Here is a 17,705-nt window from a genome sequence, read left to right as displayed (position 1 = left end):
AAAACGAAGGAAAATCTTAAGGAGCTGGCGCAATACGCAAATACCTGCAAACTATTACTTACAAACTGGCAATCTCCTTTGGGTAGCAGACGTAATACTTCTCCACTTTTTTGCTCAGGGCCTGAATGTTAGGCAGGTCTGAGGCTTGGGCTACGTCCACAATCAGGCTTTGCTTGGTCAGTACGTTGATGGTCTCGCCGCCAGATTCATAGGCGTTGTTGCTAATCTTGCCGGTCACCACCAGGTAATGCACGTCCTGCGGGGCCACGTTAAACTGCTCTTGGGCTAGTTCGCGCACGCCTTCCAGAAACTCAATCTCAAACGGAGTAGGGGACAGGATGATTTTGAACAGCTTCCGCTCCAAAAGGCAGACAGAAAGGTAGCTCAGTATCTTGTCCGGGTGCTCGGCCCAGGCTTTGATGCCGCCCCAGATATCATAGTCGTCCAGGGCAATGAACTTCTTGAGAATACTTGGGTCGCGCTCAAAGTCCAGAATGGACAGAGACTCATGCAAAAAGAAGGTCAGAGCCGGGCTGGCGGGCACGGACACGCCTTGCTGGGTGAGTTCACGGGCGCGTTGCATCACTTTCATGACCATCTGCTCGGCAGAGGTCACCGTTTTGTGCATGTACACCTGCCAGTACATGAGGCGGCGGCTTACCAAGAAGCTTTCAATGGAATAGATGCCTTTCTCCTCCACTACCAGCTGGTCCTCGGCCACGTTGAGCATCTTTAATAAACGGTCTGCGCCAATCAAGCCTTCAGACACGCCGGTATAGAAAGAGTCGCGGTTCAGGTAATCCAGGCGGTCTACGTCTAGCTGGCTTGATACCAGTTGGTGGAAGAAATGTCGCTCGTAGGTGTCGGTGAAGATGTCAATGGCCAGCTGCAGCTTGCCGTCAAACTCCTCGTTGAGCAGCTGCATGATGTGCAGTGAGATCTGCTCATGTGGCACCTGGTCAAAAATGGCATGCTCCAGCGCATGCGAAAAAGGCCCGTGGCCCACGTCATGCAAGAGAATGGCCGCCATGGAGGCTTCACATTCCTTGTCAGAAATACGATTATCTTTACCGCTCAGGCTTTGAATGGCAATGCTCATTAGGTGCATGGCTCCCAAGGCATGATGGAACCGCGTATGCAAGGCGCCAGGGTACACAAACTCGGTGAGGCCTAGTTGTTTGATGCGTCTAAGACGCTGAAAATATGGATGCTGAATGATGTCAAACAGCAGCTCAGAAGGAACCGTGATGAACCCGTAGACTGGGTCGTTGAAGATTTTTTTCTTATTCAAGATAACTTAGTTCTCCGTGTGTCCGTTGTCGGTAATTGTATAGTTGTGCGATTTATACGGAAAAAACCTTTTCAAAGAGACCTGTTCCCAGATTGCGCACTCCCAAGCCACACTAACGTGAAAAAATATTGCTATGCAAAGATATACTATTTTATGGGCAGATGATGAGATTGACCTTCTCAAGCCCCACATCCTCTTTCTAGAGGAGCGCGGCTATGAAGTGACCCCTGTCAACAGCGGGGCAGACGCCATAGAGAAAGTGCAGGAACAAAATTTTGACATTGTATTCTTAGATGAGAACATGCCGGGCATCTCTGGTCTGGAGGCGCTCTCTGAGATAAAAGCCCTTCGGCCGCTGCTGCCGGTGGTAATGATTACCAAAAGCGAGGAAGAGCACATCATGGAAGAGGCCATTGGCTCCAAGATTGCTGACTACCTCATCAAGCCCATCAACCCCAACCAGATCTTGCTGTCCGTGAAGCGGATTCTGGAAAACCGCCGGCTGGTAGATGAAAAGACCAACAGCTCCTACCAACGCGATTTCAGGACCCTGGGCATGGCCTTTGGCGAGCGCCTCAGCTACCAGGAATGGGCAGACGTGTACAAAAAACTAGTCTACTGGGAATTGGAAATTGCCGAGACCGAAGGCAAGGGCATGGCCGACGTGATTAACATGCAGAAAGACGAGGCCAACACCAACTTCGCCAAGTTCATCATGGACAACTATGAAGAATGGGTGAACGATGAAACCGATGAGATCCCCTTGATGAGCCACAAGCTCTTCAAAGACCGCGTCTTCCCGATGATGAAGGAAAGCGACACGCCCATCTACTTTGTGCTCATTGACAACCTGCGCTATGACCAGTGGAAGGTGCTGGAACCCATCATCACCGACTACTTCAACGTGGAGAACGAGGAGATGTACTACTCCATTCTGCCTACCACCACTGCTTACGCCCGCAACGCCATCTTCTCGGGCATGCTTCCGGCCGAAATCGCCAAGAAATACCCTAACCTGTGGGTTTCTGACGACGAAGAAGAAGGCAAGAACATGCATGAAGAGGATTTCCTGGAGATTCAACTCCAGCAGAACAACATCAAAGAAAAGTTCAGCTACAACAAAATCACTAACATCACGGCTGGGAAGGAGTTAGTAGGCAAGATGAGCAACCTGGAGTCCAACAAGCTCAACGTGATCGTCTACAACTTCGTGGACATGCTTTCGCATGCGCGCACAGACATGCAGATGATACGGGAACTGGCCGCCGATGAGGCCGCCTATCGCTCTCTGACGCGTTCCTGGTTCATGCACTCGCCGCTTTTTGACACGCTTAAAGCTATTGCCGAGAAGAAAGGCCGATTGATTATCACCACTGACCACGGCACGGTGCGTGTGAAAAAGCCGTTCAAAATCATTGGCGACCGCAACACCAACACCAACCTGCGCTACAAGCACGGCAAGAACCTGGGCTTCACAGAGAAGGACGTGCTGGTGTGCCGCAAGCCAGAGCGCTTCCATTTGCCCAAGGCCAATGTGTCTACCGCCTACGTGTTTGCCATGAACGATGATTTCTTTGCCTACCCCAACAACTACAACTACTACGTCAACTACTACAAAGACACGTTCCAGCACGGGGGCGTCTCTTTAGAAGAGACTATTATTCCATTTGTTACCCTAAGTTCTAAAAATGCCTGATCCATTGGTGCAGGAACGCACCTTGCAGATTTCCTCCAAAGCAGAGCTACCCCAGGCGGCCGCAGAATTTTTGGCATTTATCGGTCAAAAAAGAATAATTTTGTTTGAAGGCGAGATGGCGGCGGGTAAAACCACGTTTATCAAGGCGATATGTGCGGCCAAGGGCGTGCAAGAGCACGTAAGCAGTCCTACGTTTGCATTGGTCAACGAGTATGAGGCCGCCCGCGGCGAGGTCATCTATCATTTTGACTTCTACCGCATTGACGATCCCGCCGAGGCCCTGGACATTGGCGTGCTGGAGTATTTTTATTCCGGCAACCTGTGTTTGATAGAATGGCCGTCCAAAATTGAGAACCTGTTGCCAGAGGAGGGTGTTATAGTGTCTATTGCCCCCGGTCCGCAGGACGAAGCGCGTACCATACAGATGAGAGTTTATGGAGGAAATGACGGAAAAGCCTAGCACTGGATTTGAGGCCCTTACCAAGGCCACTGCCCGCAGCCTAATGCCCAAGGAGTCCATGCTGGCCGTGGAAACGCGCAAGCGCAACCTGTTCATTGGCCTTCCTAAAGAGTCTTCTTTGCAGGAAAACCGTATTGGCCTCACGCCAGAGTCTGTCAAGCAGTTGGTAGACCACGGGCATGAGATCTGGATGGAGTCTGGCGCAGGAGCCCCTTCTAAATACTCAGACCATGAATATTCAGAGGCAGGTGCTCAAATAGTGTACAGCCCCCAGGAAGTCTATGAAGCCGACATCGTCCTCAAGATTGCGCCGCCAACCTTAGACGAGATGGAGTACTTTAGGCCTGGCCAGACGCTCATCTCGGCCTTGCAGATTGGCAGCCTCACCTCTGAATACATCAATGCCCTGTCCCGCAAGAAAATAAGCGCCATCTCCTTTGAGCTCCTCAAGGACAAGTCTGAGTCCAGGCCTGTGGTGAGGGCCATGAGCGAGATTGCCGGCAGTACCGTCATGCTGATTGCCGCTGAATATTTGAGCAGTGGCAAAGAAGGCAAAGGGGTGATTCTGGGTGGCATCACCGGTGTGCCGCCCTCCAAGGTTGTCATCATTGGCGCCGGTACCGTAGCTGAATACGCCACCCGTGCCGCCCTAGGTCTGGGGGCCGAGGTGAAGGTCTTTGACAATCATCTTTATAAACTGAGAAGACTGAAACACAATGTAGGCGCGCAAATCTTCACGTCTACGCTAGACAATACCATCCTGCACAAAGAGATACAAGACGCAGACGTGGTCATTGGCGCCGTCACCGCCGAGGAAGGCCAGGTGCCCTGTATGATAGCAGAGGAAGTAGTGGCCAAGATGACGCCTGGCTCCGTGATTATTGACGTGAGTATTGACGAAGGCGGTTGCTTTGAGACCTCAGAGATGACCACCCACAATCGGCCGGTGTACCGCAAGTATGACGTGATTCACTACTGCGTGCCTAACATTCCATCGCGCGTACCTCGTACCGCTACCAAAGCCTTAAGCAATATCTTCACGCCCATGTTCCTGGAGATTTCTAAATACGGCGGCGTCAATGAAGTCTTGTTCACTCATGAGCACTATCGCAGCGGGGTCTACATCTACAAAGGAAGCTTAACCAACGCCGCCATCGCCAAGAAATTCAACATGCGCTACAAAGAGTTGAGTTTGATGATTGCCGTGCGTAACTAGAAGCAGGATTTTCTGGATTCCTTTCGATTTTTCAGGATTGGATTACCTTATATTATAAGAGCTCCGTTTTTGGGCTGTTTTCATGAAAACAGCCCAAAAACGGAGCTCTTAGCTTATTTATCCCTTCTCCCTAGGGGAAAAGGTTAGGATTAGGGATTGGTATTGGAGATAAATGGCGATGCCAATCCTGTAGAGACCAGGCACCGCCTTGTCTCTGACGCATTCCAGATTTACAATGCTTGCGGACACAAGGGAACGCTTGCGCTATGGTAAAAGGCTCTTGGTGTTAGTGAGTCTGGAGACACACCTCATCCCTAATCCTGAGTCTCCCGAAATCCTTCGGGATAAATTACGACTCGGGCCAGATTAGTTTTCTAGAGATTTCTCCAACAATCAGCAATGATTAACCGTTTTCAGCCTGATTTCCAGAAAACAAGCCAAAAATAAAATCCTGATTACCCCTTCGGCTCAGCCAAAAGCAACACCTTCCAAGCATCTTGCACGCGTCCTTCCTCCAAGAGTTTCTGGGCGAAGAGGTGCAGTTGGCGTTCCTGTTCCTGCGGGTTTTGGGCGTGGGTTTGCAGCATGTAGCGGAGCATAGGCTCATGCTCATAGGCCTGCAGTTCTTCTGGCGTAGGCATGGCCTCGGTGTTGCCAAGACGGGCCAGGTTGTTGCCGGTTAAGACTTGGCTGGTCCGGATGTGGTCGGGTAACTGGTCAATGCCCATGCCTTTGGACTGCAAGGGTTTGGGCAGTTCAAAGAGGCAGTCGCCGTTGGCGCGCAGGTACCAGTCGCCACCCAGTCTGGCCACCGCGTCTAGTTTGAAGGGGTCGATTTTCTTCCCGTCCGGTCCAAGCACATTCTCGTTCACGTGCAGGAGCACCGCCTCGCAAATAACCAGGTTGGCCGCGCCGCCCTTGTCGCCAATGGGTTTCACTTCCAGTACCTTGCACTCAAACGCAGCCGGCGCCTCGGCCACGCGGGGAGGGCCTATCAAGGTAGAAGCCACGGGCGTCAAGCCGGACTTGGTAAACTCATTGACGCCTTTGTCATACTCCGTACTGGCCAAAGACATCTGCTCCACAATGGAGTAGTTGCAGATGTTAATGACCACCTCACCGGTTTCCAGCACGTTGTCTAGCGTGTGTTTGCCAGAGTTGTCGCGCACGCGGCGGGCAGGGGAGAAGATGAGCACCGGCGGATTGGACCCGAAGCAGTTGAAGAAACTGAACGGGCTCAGGTTCACGTTTCCTTCTTTGTCTACGGTGCTGGCAAACGCAATGGGGCGGGGCGCAATGGCACCCAGCATCAAGGCATGAAACTCACCAGTAGAAATCTCTTTCGGGTCAAAAACTTTCACTTTTTCTAATTTGAAGGTAAATCAATGTGAAAATGTGGAGATGTGAAAATGTGAAGATGATATACTCAATTTGAAAAGGCTACCATGGTGCAAGCGTCCGCTTGTGTCCGCACGCATATTGTAAGGAATACGTGCGGACACAAGCGGACGCTTGCGGCATGGTAGTTTAAATTATCTTCAAATTTACACATCTTCACATTTTCAAATTAGCTAGATGGAAGGTAGAATCTTAGCTTTTACCTCACCAAAACCTACGCGCACGCCGTTCTTCTCGGCGTAGCCGCGCATGGTGATGGTGTCACCGTCATGGATGAACTTGCGCTCAGAGCCGTCTGGCAAGGTCAGGGGCTTGGTGCCGCGCCAGGTCAGTTCCAGCATGGAGCCATAAGAATCTGGCGTTGGGCCTGAGATGGTGCCCGAGGCGTACATGTCGCCCACTTCCAGGTTACAGCCATTGATGGTGTGATGCGCTAACTGCTGGTTCATGTTCCAGTACATGTACTTGTAGTTGGAACGGCAAATCACGGCCTCCTCTGCCATGTTTGGTGCCTTTAAGGTTACCTCTAAGTTGATGTCTAAGTTTTTTTCACCGCTGTACTCCAAGTAAGGCAATACCGGAGGGTCCTGCACTGGTCCTGGGACTCTAAATGGCTCCAAGGCATCTAAGGTCACCACCCATGGGGAGATAGAAGACGCGAAGTTCTTGGCCAAAAACGGTCCCAGCGGTACGTACTCCCAGCTTTGAATGTCTCTGGCAGACCAGTCATTGAACAGCACCATGCCAAAGATATGCTCCTCGGCCTCTAGCGTGGTGATGCTGGAGCCCAGTTCGGTGGCTTTGCCTGTGATGAAGGCTACCTCCAGCTCAAAGTCCAGCTGTTTGGTAGGTCCAAAGATGGGGCTTTCTACATCGGCGGGTTTGGTCTGTCCTTTGGGACGGCGCACCGGCACCCCAGAAGGAATGATAGATGAGGCCCGGCCATGGTAGCCTACAGGAAGGTGTTTCCAGTTGGGTAACAAGGCGTTGGCTGGGTCTCTAAACATAGTGCCCACGTTGGTGGCGTGCTCCATACTGGAGTAAAAATCTGTGTAGTTGGGCACCTTCACCGGCATCAGCATCTGGGCATCCTTCTGCTTTACCAGGCACTCGGCCATGAGCTCGCGGTTATCCCTAATTTCTGGATTGTCATTGCGCAGAAGTTCAGAGATTCGGTCCCGCACCTGGCGCCAGATAGGCCTGCCCAAGGCAATGAAGTCGTTGAGGTACAGCCTATGAAAAACGGTAGGGTCCTCCACGTCCAGCATGTCAAACAAGCCATGCTGGGTGAGCACGTACACGTCCAGCACATAGTCCCCAATGGCCACGCCCACGCGCGGGTCGCGGTCCTGGGCCTGGAAAATGCCGAAGGGAAGGTTCTGTATCTGAAAGTCACTCTCTGGCGCAATCTGAATCCAGGAATGAAGGGTTGGGTCGTTGGCTCTAATCATACAATCATGACGTAGGTTGGTAAACAAAGATAGCGACCTTCCCGACAATTCTGAAGTTTAAACAGAAGGAGTAGGAGTTTTCTGGTGAGACCTGTTTTTGGCCTGTTTTCCGGAAAAGAAGCAAAAAATGAAAATGAGGACAGCGTCCGCTTGTGTGCGTAGGCATTGTTGATTTGGAAAGCACCTGTCATCCCCCTATTCCTCCCGGAACAAGTCCGGGATCTTCGACTTCAAAGGAATACGGAATGCGCAGGTCAAAGCCAGCGTCTCAGGGCAGTTGCAAACTGCCCGCCGTCATGGGTCCAAGTCAAAGACTTGAACCAGTCCCGTGAACCAAGATAAAGCAGACCGTGCGCAGCACGCATGACTCTGCACCGACAGGGACGGCCATGACTTACATCTAGCTAAGAAAACCAAATAGCCAAAGCAGGATTGGAACCAAAACCAGTCTTGGTTCTGAGCGCCTCTGTTGTTTCGTCGCCTGAAAGGCGGGGCCAAAGGCCCAGAGTACAACAGCAGTGCGAAGGGCCAAGACGAGGCCCCGCGGCCGTGAGCGCTTAGCGGAAGAAATGAAACAAGGCTGTGAATGCGCACCGGAGCAAACGGTATTACGCAGGAACAGCCACATTCATGCACAACTGTACTGCAGCTGGAGAAGCAATATTGGTCGTTGGTGATAACACCAACAACGGCGGAGTAGTAGAGGTAAGTATCATAACAGCTGGAGAAGCAGATGAGGTGGTGGGTGAGGGCATCAACCCCGGTGGGATTATTACCAATAAACAAATCAACTATCACCTATCAGCCATTTTTGCCCTAATTCCAGAAAATAGCCTAAAAACGGAAAACCCACGGGGAGTTGAAGATAAAAGAATCCTCAACACCCCGTGGGCGAATTTTTCTGAAAGAAAATCTAACTCAGAAGCCTTACACGAAGCTCTCAGAGATAGGCGTCAGGTTCACGGCCACCACTCCTTTAATCTCGGGAACGGCTTTCATGATGGCTTGTTCAATGCCGCCTTTAAAGGTCATGGCAGACATAGGACAGGTACCACAGGCGCCCACCAACTCCAACTGCACAATCTTTTCCTCGGTGATTTCCAGCACCTTAACGTCGCCGCCGTCTGTTTTCAAGTACGGACGGATGGAGTCTAGGGCCTGCTCTACCTGAAGAAGCAATATCTCATTCAATGCGCTCTCTGCCATATTACTTACGCTTTAATTTCTACTACCTGAGTTCTGGCCAAGCTGGCGTTTCTGACAGAAATCTGGCGGGCAACTTCCTCTGCCACCTGCTTGAATACGGCAGTGGCCGGTGAGCCTTCTTCCAGAATCTGCGGGGTGCCCGCGTCACCGTTCTCTCTAATGCTTTGTACCAACGGAATCTCGCCAATGAACGGAACCCCGTAGCGCTCTGCCAAATCACGTCCGCCGCCCTGCCCGAAGATATAGTATCTGTTGTCTGGCAACTCAGCTGGCGTAAAGTAGGCCATGTTCTCTACCAAGCCCAAAACCGGCACGTTGATTTGCGGTTGTCTGAACATCTGCAAACCTTTCACGGCATCGGCTATAGCTACTTTCTGCGGCGTGGTCACAATGATGGCGCCCGTTACCGGTACTGTCTGTACCAACGTCAGGTGAATGTCACTGGTTCCCGGAGGTAAGTCAATGAGCAAATAATCCAAATCGCCCCACTCCACCTCGGTGATGAACTGCTTTAAGGCTGAGCTGGCCATAGGACCGCGCCAAACCACCGCGTGTTCTGCTGGCGTCAGGAACCCGATGGAGATTAACTTGATACCGAATTTCTCAATAGGCTGAATCAAGTTCTGGCCTTCTGGCGTGCGGTATACTACCGGACGAGCATCCTCTACGCCAAACATAGTCGGCACAGACGGGCCAGAAATATCAGCATCTACCAAACCTACCTTCGCACCCGACTGGGCCAAAGCCACGGCCAGATTCGCGGTTACGGTAGACTTGCCTACGCCTCCTTTACCAGAAGCTACGGCAATAATATTCTTTACGCCTTTCAATACCGTGGTATCTACGCGGGCGGTGGTCACGCGCGAGGTCATGTTCACGGTCACCTGGGCGGCTGGGTCCACCATGGTAGTTATGGCCCTGATGCAGGCATTCCGGATAAGGTCTTTTAAGGGGCAGGCCGGCGTGGTGAGAATCACGGTGAAGCTCACCTTAAGGCCGTCTATTGCTACCTCCTCAATCATGTTCAAGGTCACCAAATCTTTGCCCAGATCTGGCTCCTCTACATAACTAAGGGCTTTTAATACGTCTTCTTTGGTAATGGCCATAGGAATATAGGCGCTAAATTTCGCTAGTGCAAAGATACACACTATCTGTATAACAAGCTAAGAAGCAAGGTTTAGTTGTAGTAGCGTGTAGGAAACTGTGTTTTTGTCTATTGCCTCATTTTCAGCCTCTTTTCTGGGAAACAGGTGAAAAATGATTTAAGCTTATACTAATTGCTTAGCATATTAGCGTTGTCATATTAATTCTATTAAATCTCAATTTTACAATCCTATAATCCTATTACAAATGAAATATCTAAAAACCATTTTACCCATTCTGATTGCCGTGTTCTTACTTTCTTGCGGAAAAGAGGATGATCCAGCTCCAGATGCGAGCTTAAGCAAAAACACAGTTGTCTGGACTCAAGAAAAACCGCCTACCTTAAATCTATATAAGATCTCACAATGGACAGACTCTTTATTTATTGGCGCCTACACCAAGAATGGCATGATGAGTTTAGAAATTGCTTTCAAAGGAACAGGCACCTATAAATTGCCAGCTACAGGTTTTGCTCTTTATTATAAGTTGAATGAGGATGGATCTATCAAAAGCAATTATATCTTGAATAGGGAAGATGCTTCCTCTGAGGTAGTGGTGACTGCCTACAACACAGAAACCAATATGGTGAAAGGAACTTTCCAGATTGCATTAAAAAAGGTGCCTTATAACAGCGATCCATCAGACCAAGAGGAGATCCAGATTACGAAAGGAGTATTTGAAGGGATCATAACTAAAAAGTAAACGAATGTAATTGCCGTTTTTGGGCTGTTTTCCAGGAAACAGCCCAAAACGATTTCCTCAAAAGCCAGCCATCATAGCTGGCTTTTTCTGTTTTTCCTCTGCATATTAGGGTAGACTATGATTAAGTAAAACCGCAGTATCTTTGTCTTGTAACTCCAAAGAGCCAGTAATAAAGAGTCTAACATCTAGCGTCTTACTACTAGCATCTCTCAAATGTACCCATGGCCCTGATTAAGAAAGAAGTTGTTGACCAAATCATCCAGCAAGCCGACATAGTGGAGGTAGTGGGTGATTTTGTGAGTTTGAAGAAGAAGGGTCAGAACCTGTGGGCGCCTTGTCCTTTCCACTATGAAAAATCACCGTCTTTTTCAGTAGCGCCCAATAAGGGCATATACAAGTGCTTCGGGTGTGGCAAGGCGGGGAACGCGGTGCAGTTCATCATGGACATTGAGGGCACCAGCTACGTGGAGGCGCTCAAGTACCTGGCCAAAAAGTACAGCATTGACATTGAGGAAGACACTAGCCCAGCCGCCGTCCAAGCCCAAAACGAGCGCGACAGCCTCTACATCATCTCTGATTTTGCCAAAGAATACTACATCAAGGCGCTTCATAAAAACGACGAAGGCCAGAGCATAGGTGCGCCCTATTTTAAGCAACGCGGCTTGTCGGCGGCCACCATCCAGAAGTTTGAACTGGGTTACAGCCTGGACTCCTGGGATGATTTCACTAAAGCGGCGCTGGAGAAAGGCTTCCAACTCAAGTACCTGGAAGAAACCGGCCTCACCATTGTCAAGCAGGAGGAAGGCAAGCAGTATGACCGCTTTAGGGGTCGCGTCATGTTCCCTATTCATAATGTCAGTGGCCGTACCATTGGTTTTGGGGCAAGAACGCTTAAGAGCAATGACAAGAAGTCGCCTAAATACGTCAACTCTCCAGAGTCGCCTATTTACCATAAGTCTGATGTGCTGTATGGCATATTTCAGGCCAAGCAGGCCATCCGGCAGGAGGACGTTTGTTATCTGGTAGAAGGCTATCTGGATGTGCTGTCATTGCACCAGGGCGGCATTGAAAACGTAGTGGCTTCTTCAGGCACTTCTTTAACAGAGAACCAGATTAAGCTCATTGGCCGCTACACCAAGAACATTACGGTCTTGTACGACGGCGATCCGGCGGGTATCAAGGCCTCTCTGCGCGGAATCGACCTCATTCTGGAGGGTGGCTTGAACGTGGACGTGGTGCTGTTCCCGGACGGCGATGACCCCGACAGCTACATTAGGAAGGTAGGCGACACCAAATTCAAAGAGTACCTCAAGGCGCACAGTCAGGATTTTATATCCTTTAAGTCTGAACTCTACGCGCAAGAGGCCAGAAACAACCCGGTCAAAAAAGCCGAGGCCATTAGAGAGATGGTGGTCTCTATTGCCAAGATTCCAGACGCCATCAAGCGGTCGGTATTTTTGAAGCAGTGTAGCATCCAGTTCGGGATTGACGAGCAGGTGCTTATTTCTGAGTACAACAAGATTCATCTGGCCGAGCAAAAGTCTTCTAAGCCAGCACCGGGTTCCGCTCCTTCAGCGTTTTCGCCGGGTTCTTACGCGCCTGGCTCTTTTGAAGAGATGGCCGCTGAAGCAGAAGCCGCCGCGGCGGCAGAGGCCGAAGCCTATGAACAGGAAAACCAGGGCGAGGACACCACCAGCCTCATCAGGACCCGGGAGCGCGAAGTCATAAGACTCATCCTCAACTACGCCGACAAAGAAGTAGAAGAAGGCCTCACCGCCAGTCAGTTCATGCTCGGCGAACTAGAGGACATTGAATTCCAGACGCCCATCTACAAGCGCCTCTTTGACATGTGCCGCATTAAACTGGAGCAAGGCTTTGTACCCACCGCCTCCGAGTTTATGCAACATGAGGAAAAGGAAATCCGCAACGAGGTGATAGACCTAGTCAGCGAAAAGTATGAGCTCAGCGACGGCTGGGCCAAACATGAAGTCTTCGTGCCCCGCGAGATTGACCTCATCCAATACGGCTCTGAGCGTGAAGTCCTCCGCTTGAAATGGCGAAACGTGCAAGCAATGATACGCGGCCACATGGAAAGCCTGCAAACCCTCCAAGACCCGCAAGAATTAGACAAAGTCCTTCGCACCATCAAAGCCCTCAAAGACTTTGAGAAGCAGATTGGCGATATGCTGGGGATTGTGGTGAACAGATAGTCTGCAAGAGGGAAGTAAGCAAATGAAGAATTTCCAAGAAATTAACCGGTATCCATCAATGTATTTAACTGCATTGTATGAACCCAGAGATAATGGTCTTTGTCTGGAAATTTCAGAATCCATGACTTCTGAAACTGTACAAGATGTACTAATTAATGATAAGGTGATTTCAGAGAACCGTCTATTGTCGGTGAATGAAAACGGTACAAAGTTTAACATCTCCTTCCATCGTTATGTGGCTTATCAGGTATTCAATGAGAGTTTTTTAAACTTCAATGATTGGGACGAGTATGAAACAGGAGAGTTTAACACCTTCTGTATTTTTAAGAAATCTAGGTATATGGGTTTTATTAAAAATGAAACGATAGCTGATTACATCTTTCCAGATGAATTAAAGCATTATGGAGTTTACTGTCAGAACCATGTGGTACATATCATTTCTACTTTGGAGCCAGTAATTGAAAAGATTAGCAACATACCACAGTTGTAGATGGGTTTAAACTTGCAACAACTGTCACAAGAAGAAAACAGGCTTTATTCTCGCGCTCTTCAACTAAAAAGTAGCAAAACGCGAGATGAAGACACATTGCAAGAAATCTTTGTGGCTTATAAAGAGGTGCACAGGCAATATGCAACGTTAGCTGAATTTGAGCCTGAAGCCTTAAAAAGAGCTCTTTTTATACAATGGTACGCGCTTGTTGAGCCTAGTGACTTATCAGGAATTTGTGAATTGGATGAGGACTCTGAACTTAAATTAATTCAGGTTCTAGATGACCGTATCCGCGCAGGAACACTTGACAAGGAACTCGCTTGGATGCTAGGCTATTACATAGACTGGGATTTTGTATTTGATAGATTTTCCTCTTTCAAAAGCCTCCAAGAGTTTATGTTAGAGGGTAAACAGATTTCATTCCCTGAAAGAATTGATAGGGTAGCTATGCAAAGTAGAGGCCAGATGGGAATTTATTGGAACTCACTGGACGTATTCAGTTAGTTCATCTGGTATCTTCATTCCATTTTCACGCTCTTTTCCAGAAAACAGCCCCAAAACGCTTCCATATCCCACGCACTTCAAGGATACTGCTTCCTAACAAGGGTTAGGCATAAAAAACTGCTATCTTTGCGCATCCAAAGGCATGGGTTCTTCTTTTGTGGAAAAAACACGTCCTTCACTTTACAGTAATGTCATGTTAGATAAAATACAAGATGCCATTGATGACATCAGAGCCGGGAAGGTAGTCATAGTGGTAGATGATGATGACCGCGAAAACGAAGGCGACTTTATCTGTGCCGCTGAGAAAATAACCCCAGAGATTGTCAACTTCATGGCCACCCACGGCCGCGGCCTTATCTGCGCCCCGCTCACCGAAGAGCGCTGCGACGAGCTGGGCTTGGAACTGATGGTAGGCCGCAACACCGCTTTGCACGCTACCCCGTTCACCGTAAGTGTGGACTTGTTGGGCCATGGCTGTACCACGGGTATATCTGCTAGTGACCGCGCTAAAACCATTCTGGCCTTGGCAGACCCTAAGACAGACCCTGCTTCTTTGGGCAAGCCGGGCCACATCTTCCCTTTGCGTGCACGCAAAGAAGGTGTGATTAGAAGAGCTGGCCACACCGAGGCCGCCGTTGACTTAGCCTTGTTGGCGGGTCTGGCACCAGCCGGGGTGTTGGTAGAAATCATGAACGAAGACGGCACTATGGCCCGCATGCCGGACCTGGAGAAAGTAGCCGAGCGCTTCGACCTCAAATTGATTTCCATCAAGGACCTCATTCAATACAGACTGCAGAAGGAAAGCCTCATTGAGCGCGAGATTGCCGTGGAACTGCCTACGGACTTCGGCAACTTTGACCTATACGCTTACACCCAGCGCAGTAACAATGCCAAGCATCTGGCTTTGGTGAAAGGCACCTGGGCGGAGAACGAGCCCGTATTGGTACGCGTGCACTCATCTTGCGTGACCGGTGACATCTTCGGGTCTTGCCGTTGTGACTGCGGACCGCAACTGCACCGCGCCATGGAAATCATTGAGCAAGAAGGCAAGGGCGTGATTGTCTACATGAACCAGGAAGGCCGCGGTATTGGTCTTTTGAATAAACTGAAAGCCTACAAACTACAGGAGCAAGGTTTGGATACCGTTGAAGCTAACTTGCAATTAGGCTTTGGCACAGATGAGCGTGACTATGGCGTGGGCGCCCAGATTTTACGCGACCTAGGCGTGACCAAGATGCGTCTGCTGTCTAACAATCCCAGAAAACGCACAGGCCTTATTGGTTACGGTTTGGAGATTGTAGAGCAAATTCCTATTGAGATTGCCGCCAATGAGCACAACCAGCGGTACCTCACTACCAAGCGCGACAAGCTGGGGCATACCATTATGAAGAAGTAGAAAGAAGTCATTTTTGACCTGTTTTTACCAAATGAGGCGAAAAACGGAGACCCAAGGGAATCCGCTTTTCGCCTTTTCTTTTTCTAGTTGGTTTAGGCCTGATTCTTGCTTTTACCACGTAAAAGGAAATAGAACTTTTGGCATCTTCTCATTGGATTTGGAGATACGTTCTGGCTTCCCTTCTTCGTTTTAATAGACTGAGCAAAAACAACTTTCTAGTTGATTTGTTGGTATATAGTATTAATAAGATATAATTGGGGGATATGATGGATTTGAAGAAAACAGTTTGGAAAGGGCTGGGGCTTTTGGTGCTGGCAGTCCTGTTCTCAACCCAAGGCATGGCGCAAGCGTCTGGGTTGGTGGACGAGTGGTCAATGGGTAAAATCTACCTGGCCAACGGAGACTCCATCAACGGAAAAATCACCTACCACCGCACCGAGGATTTGATTAAAGTAGTCAAAGACGACGGTGGCGTGGTGGCCTTAGCACCGGTGGCCGTTCGCGGCTTTGAGGCCGTTGACAAAGACGGTCGTTTCAGAAGGGTGTTTGTGACGCATAAGTGGAACTTCGGGAACGACTACAGTGATTTTCAGGCGCCGGCCTTTTTTGAGCAGATTGCCATGGGCAAGTACGGGTTGCTACGCCGCGAAACCATGGTCAGAAAAGACATAAGCCGTGACCCATATTACAGAAACATGGGCGGTTATTATCCAGCAGGCGGGTACCCGGGGGCTGGGCCGTATTACGTGGACGCACGGCAAGACATCTTTTTCTTGTTACTGCCAACCGGTAAGGTGAAAGAACTCAGAAACGTGAAGAAGGACCTGGAGGTGGTGTTTGGTAAGAAGAACGGCCAGATGAAAACCTACATCAAACAAAACAAACTCAAGTACACCAGCCTGCCAGACCTGGTGAAGATTGTGACGTACTTCGGGACGATTTCTTAACGTGATTATATAGCACGCCGTCTTGCTTTGAAGGGCTTTGTAATTTTTCTTACTTTAAAGAATTAATACAAGATGTAAACGCCTTTGTATGAAGCAGGCATTCCTTCCTATAAAATTTGTATTCTTCTTAATCCTATCACTTGTTTGCTGTAATGTATTGTGGGCACAGCACGGTTATACTGGTCCAGTTAGGGATTCTAAGCTGGTAGAGGAATGGTTTCTAGGAAAGGTATATTTAGCCAACGGTGATTCTGTAAATGGCAAAATCATCTATTACCGCACCGAAGAAATAGTTAGGGTAATTAATGCAAACGATGTCGCCGCCGAGTATACTCCAAAGGCAGTGAGCGGTTTTGAGGCAGTAGACAAAGACGGAAAATTCAGGAGGGTATTTATCACCCACCGGTGGAACTTCGGGCAGGATTACAGTGATTTATTGGCCCCTTCGTTCTTTGAGCAGATTACCATTGGCAAATACGGGCTACTACGCAAAGAAGCTATTGTTAGGAAAGATATGCTCGATAATCCCTTTTACAGCGCCCTATTAGGCGGGTCCCCCATTGAACCAGGCATTCCTAGAGGAGTAGTTTACACTGACAAGCGACAAGACGTCTTTTTCATTCTAATGCCTACGGGCAAGGTAAAACAACTCAGAGATGTAAAGAAAGACCTAAAAGTAGTTTTTGGGAAGAAGAATAGACAGATGAGACCTTATATCATGAAGAACAGGCTCAAGTTGACAAGGCTACCAGATTTGGTGAAGATTATCACCTATTTTGATAGTATTTCTTAGAATTTGGCAGGTAGGGTAGGAGTAGATTCTTATATTTAAATGAAATAATTAAATCTAAAATTTTATATATCCTTTATGCCATCTATACTGCGTTCATTAAGACTGGTTAGTCCTGTCCTATTCTCATTGTTCTTTGCACATGCCATTTGCGCCCAGAATGCTGTCGCCGCATCTGCTGATAGTGATGAGATGAAGGAGGTGAGTATTAATCAAAAGTTGAAAGGGAAAGTGTTTCTGGCTACTGGACAGACCATTGAAGGCACCATTACTATTTATCACCAACTTGACTTGGTGCGCGTAAAGCTGGCAGACAGCACAGAAGCCGCTTTTGCTCCTATTGCCGTTCAATTTATTCAGGGAATAGATCAGCATGACGGCTACCCGCGGCTTTTTAAAGTCTTGCCGTATGGTTACAGGATGGGGAATGACTATAGATCCATGCCTACTTATTTTGAAGAAATAGTGCCGGGTACCTATGCCTTGCTTTTACGCAGGAACTCAAGGACGGTGTATTCCAAACCCGTGGAAGTACCTGCCTCATTTATTGGTTTTGAACTTAATGGGAAAACCACTAACCCTAAGCACCAAGATCAAATGATATACAAATTCTTCTTACAGGTGAAAGGCCAAGATATTATGGCCTTAGAAAAACCAAGGAAGGATTTAACCTCTCTCTATGGCGTTCATGCTAATGAGATGCGAAGGTTTATCAAACTTCATGAACTTGACTATGAAGACCCCAATCATTTGATAAGAATAGTAGAACATCTCAATTCATTGGTCAAGTAACTGTTGTGACACA

At 48.8% G+C, this 17,705-nt stretch carries 16 protein-coding genes; 11 read left to right on the top strand and 5 right to left on the bottom strand.

The genetic code is table 11. The annotated features are described in order from the left end of the window. Window positions 1-58 precede the first annotated feature (58 nt). Complete coding sequence (locus ABD880_RS09240) at window positions 59-1,291, bottom strand: HD domain-containing protein (RefSeq protein WP_345164928.1); 1,233 nt, start codon at window positions 1,289-1,291, stop codon at window positions 59-61. 133 nt (window positions 1,292-1,424) lie between these two features. Here ABD880_RS09240 and porX point away from each other — a divergent pair, with 133 nt between their 5' ends. From porX to ABD880_RS09225, 3 genes are read left to right on the top strand one after another with little or no spacing between them, the layout of a single operon-like run. Then, entirely contained in the window at window positions 1,425-2,987 is a 1,563-nt protein-coding gene (gene porX, locus ABD880_RS09235) for a T9SS response regulator signal transducer PorX (RefSeq protein WP_345164926.1), read from the top strand. Continuing rightward, a complete protein-coding gene (tsaE, locus tag ABD880_RS09230; protein ID WP_345164923.1) occupies window positions 2,980-3,447 on the top strand; it encodes a tRNA (adenosine(37)-N6)-threonylcarbamoyltransferase complex ATPase subunit type 1 TsaE in 468 nt (155 codons plus the stop codon). Before porX ends, tsaE begins: the two co-directional genes overlap by 8 nt. Then, window positions 3,431-4,663, top strand: coding sequence for an alanine dehydrogenase (locus ABD880_RS09225; protein ID WP_345168057.1), 1,233 nt, complete (start codon window positions 3,431-3,433; stop codon window positions 4,661-4,663). Before tsaE ends, ABD880_RS09225 begins: the two co-directional genes overlap by 17 nt. Before the next feature lie 455 nt (window positions 4,664-5,118). On the opposite strand, the gene ABD880_RS09220 is transcribed toward ABD880_RS09225, so the two are convergent. The 4 genes from ABD880_RS09220 to ABD880_RS09205 all read right to left on the bottom strand — a co-directional run bounded on the left by ABD880_RS09220 (window position 5,119) and on the right by ABD880_RS09205 (window position 9,824). After that, complete coding sequence (locus ABD880_RS09220; RefSeq protein ID WP_345164921.1) at window positions 5,119-6,024, bottom strand: flavin reductase family protein; 906 nt, start codon at window positions 6,022-6,024, stop codon at window positions 5,119-5,121. 210 nt (window positions 6,025-6,234) lie between these two features. Next, window positions 6,235-7,512 carry a fumarylacetoacetase gene (gene fahA / locus ABD880_RS09215; protein ID WP_345164918.1) on the bottom strand — a complete coding sequence of 426 codons (1,278 nt, stop codon included), beginning with the start codon at window positions 7,510-7,512 and terminating at the stop codon, window positions 6,235-6,237. Between the two features lie 927 nt (window positions 7,513-8,439). Then, window positions 8,440-8,718: a NifU family protein gene (locus tag ABD880_RS09210; RefSeq protein ID WP_066508956.1), complete on the bottom strand. Its 279-nt coding sequence runs from the start codon at window positions 8,716-8,718 to the stop codon at window positions 8,440-8,442. 5 nt (window positions 8,719-8,723) lie between these two features. Further along, the gene (locus tag ABD880_RS09205; protein ID WP_345164915.1) at window positions 8,724-9,824 is read right to left on the bottom strand and encodes an Mrp/NBP35 family ATP-binding protein; all 1,101 of its coding nucleotides are present in this window, start codon (window positions 9,822-9,824) and stop codon (window positions 8,724-8,726) included. Between the two features lie 244 nt (window positions 9,825-10,068). Between ABD880_RS09205 and ABD880_RS09200 the strand changes: the two genes are divergently transcribed. The 8 genes from ABD880_RS09200 (at window position 10,069) to ABD880_RS09165 (ending at window position 17,692) form a co-directional block, all read left to right on the top strand. Then, entirely contained in the window at window positions 10,069-10,563 is a 495-nt protein-coding gene (locus ABD880_RS09200) for a DUF6252 domain-containing protein (RefSeq protein ID WP_345164912.1), read from the top strand. Between the two features lie 221 nt (window positions 10,564-10,784). Then, window positions 10,785-12,773, top strand: coding sequence for a DNA primase (dnaG, locus tag ABD880_RS09195; protein ID WP_345164910.1), 1,989 nt, complete (start codon window positions 10,785-10,787; stop codon window positions 12,771-12,773). A gap of 22 nt (window positions 12,774-12,795) precedes the next feature. Continuing rightward, entirely contained in the window at window positions 12,796-13,263 is a 468-nt protein-coding gene (locus ABD880_RS09190) for a hypothetical protein (protein ID WP_345164908.1), read from the top strand. After that, a complete protein-coding gene (locus tag ABD880_RS09185; RefSeq protein ID WP_345164906.1) occupies window positions 13,264-13,767 on the top strand; it encodes a hypothetical protein in 504 nt (167 codons plus the stop codon). Between the two features lie 193 nt (window positions 13,768-13,960). Then, window positions 13,961-15,163 carry a bifunctional 3,4-dihydroxy-2-butanone-4-phosphate synthase/GTP cyclohydrolase II gene (locus tag ABD880_RS09180; protein WP_345164903.1) on the top strand — a complete coding sequence of 401 codons (1,203 nt, stop codon included), beginning with the start codon at window positions 13,961-13,963 and terminating at the stop codon, window positions 15,161-15,163. 263 nt (window positions 15,164-15,426) lie between these two features. Beyond that, window positions 15,427-16,110 carry a hypothetical protein gene (locus ABD880_RS09175; protein ID WP_345164901.1) on the top strand — a complete coding sequence of 228 codons (684 nt, stop codon included), beginning with the start codon at window positions 15,427-15,429 and terminating at the stop codon, window positions 16,108-16,110. Between the two features lie 88 nt (window positions 16,111-16,198). Continuing rightward, the gene (locus tag ABD880_RS09170; RefSeq protein ID WP_345164898.1) at window positions 16,199-16,903 is read left to right on the top strand and encodes a hypothetical protein; all 705 of its coding nucleotides are present in this window, start codon (window positions 16,199-16,201) and stop codon (window positions 16,901-16,903) included. 75 nt (window positions 16,904-16,978) lie between these two features. Continuing rightward, window positions 16,979-17,692 (top strand): hypothetical protein, encoded by a 714-nt coding sequence (locus ABD880_RS09165; protein ID WP_345164896.1) that lies wholly within the window; start codon window positions 16,979-16,981, stop codon window positions 17,690-17,692. The last annotated feature ends 13 nt before the right edge of the window (window positions 17,693-17,705 follow it).

It is taken from the genome of Nibribacter koreensis, from assembly GCF_039541795.1.
Taxonomy (GTDB): Bacteria; Bacteroidota; Bacteroidia; order Cytophagales; family Hymenobacteraceae; genus Nibribacter; species Nibribacter koreensis.
The sequence above is the reverse complement of the archived record's forward strand: the minus strand, read 5'-3'. Positions and strand labels throughout refer to the sequence as shown.